Source organism: Halomonas sp. 707B3, assembly GCF_024158645.1.
GTDB lineage: Bacteria > Pseudomonadota > Gammaproteobacteria > Pseudomonadales > Halomonadaceae > Vreelandella > Vreelandella lionensis.
In genome coordinates, this window is record NZ_JAMZBE010000271.1 from 1 (window position 1) to 2073 (window position 2073).

The 2073-nt window shown below is 51.7% G+C and carries 2 protein-coding genes; one reads left to right on the forward strand and one right to left on the reverse strand.

Annotated elements, in window-relative coordinates; all coding sequences use genetic code 11:
• Window positions 1-16 precede the first annotated feature (16 nt).
• Complete coding sequence (locus BIS10_RS18515; RefSeq protein ID WP_083026535.1) at window positions 17-703, reverse strand: type 1 glutamine amidotransferase domain-containing protein; 687 nt, start codon at window positions 701-703, stop codon at window positions 17-19.
• A 487-nt stretch (window positions 704-1190) separates the two neighbouring features.
• Between BIS10_RS18515 and BIS10_RS18520 the strand changes: the two genes are divergently transcribed.
• Window positions 1191-1973 (forward strand): CLCA_X family protein, encoded by a 783-nt coding sequence (locus BIS10_RS18520; protein WP_253507696.1) that lies wholly within the window; start codon window positions 1191-1193, stop codon window positions 1971-1973.
• The last annotated feature ends 100 nt before the right edge of the window (window positions 1974-2073 follow it).

Sequence of the window (2073 nt, forward strand, 5' to 3'; positions counted from 1 at the left end):
CTATCGAGCCGCTCGTTTAGCGTGTCAGCCACGCCATCAGCGCTTCAGCTGTAGGTGCTGAAGAAGGCGGGTTCTGGCCGGTAATTAGCTGGCCATCTTCACGTACATAGGGCGTAAAGATATCGGCTTTGCTATAGATACCGCCATACTTCTGCAGCGCATCTTCTACCAAGTGCGGTACCACATCCGTGAGGCCGACAGCATCTTCTTCACCGTTGGTGAAGCCAGTAACTTGACGACCTTTCACCAGCGGTTCGCCGTTACTGTCTTTGGCATTTACTAGCACGATTGGCGCGTGACAAACAGACGCCACCGGCTTGCCCTGGGCAATGAAGGTTTCAATCAGTTTGATGGAGTCTTTGTCATCCACTAAATCCCACAGCGGACCGTGGCCTCCGGGGTAGAAGACTGCATCGAAATCGTCCGCTTTCATCTCGCTCAGCAGGTGTGTATTGGCAAGCTCTGCTTGGGCAGCTTCGTCTTGCTTAAAACGACGCGTTTCGTCGGTTTGGCTATCTTCTGCATCGCTTTTAGGGTCCAGCGGCGGCTGGCCGCCTTTCGGTGATGCCAGCGTGACCACAGCTCCCGCGTCTTTAAACACGTAGTAAGGCGCTGCAAACTCTTCCAACCAGAAACCGGTCTTCTCGCCAGTATCGCCTAGCTGATCATGTGAGGTTAGTACCACTAGAATACGCTTGCTCATCTCGATGCTCCTGATAGTGAAGAGTGGGATAGCGTTGTGCGTTACTTTAATTACTTTGGGGCGCTCGTCTAAGGTTACAAGCCCTATCTACCATCCGTGTATAAAAAACAATATTCTTCAGATTCATCGTTAACTCTTTGTTTTAATATGGGTAGTTAACATAAACCATCATTTACGTACTATTTAAGTACAATAAACATACAATATTATCTTGTACATCATTTAACCCTACCCTATAGTTAAAAAGGTTCGCGGCAGGGATACCGCGTCACAAGGGAATGTACGCTAAGGATCAGCGAATATTACCCACGGAAGGAGTCAGCTCAGGATGAGCTACGTGACACCACGGAAGGCTAGGTACTAGAAGCATTGGTGCTTAAAAAAGCGTCCTCATTTATGAGGGCGCTTTTTCATGGGTGCAAGGCTGGCTCATCACACCTTGGCCGCGTATCACAAGGCCATTCATGCAGACAGCAATAGGTAGAGAGTGAGTTTTCACGAACGAACATTTTTCCGCAACGGCCCTTCGCACCGCTTGGAATCGGCCAGCAGTTTTGGCTTGATTCGTCGCCAATTTGATTTTCGCTCCATCGAGATTGGCCGCTGGGTGACGAGCGCCGAGCGAGATCGGGCAGCGGAGCTATTTCACGATGCGCTTTGCGACCTAATGCTAATTCTCCAAGGTACCGAAACGCTGATTTCACTAAGGGGCTCTCTCGCGCTGCAATACGGTACTGGTGGCAGACCCGGTGTTTCCGCCCACTACGACCCTAGCCAGCGTAGCTTCGCGCTGGCCAAAAACGCAGGCCCTGGCAGTATTGCCCATGAGTGGTTTCACGCCTTCGACCACTACATTGCGCCTAAATGCTTTCAAGCCGTGCCGAACAGCGTCTTTGCTTCCGCCGCCTGGCTGGCCGACACCAAGCCTATTCACCACACGTTAAATCAGCGGTTAATCGCCTGCTTCCGGGCCATTATGCTTCAGCCAGATGGTCAGCAGCCCAGCCCTCTGTTTCACCACTCTGCGGCGATGGATAAAGTGTTAGGCCAGCTCTACTACAGCAAGCCAGAAGAGCTATGCGCCCGAGCCTTTGAGGCTTTTGTGCAGGATGCCCCGCTCAAAAATCACTTTTTGGTGAAAGGCACCAAAAGCTCGACAGAAGCCGAACGCGGCTTATACCCACAAGGGGAACAACGCGAACAAATTAATAGCGCGTTTAGCGACTACTTCACAGCGCTAGGCGCAGCGCTGAACCACGCACGCGGATAAAAATGGTTCTTCGTCACTTCACGTGGATTTGGCCTGATCGAATAGGCGGCCCACCGGGCTGCCAATCAGGTAGATCATGGCGATAAAGTTGGCCTCGTTC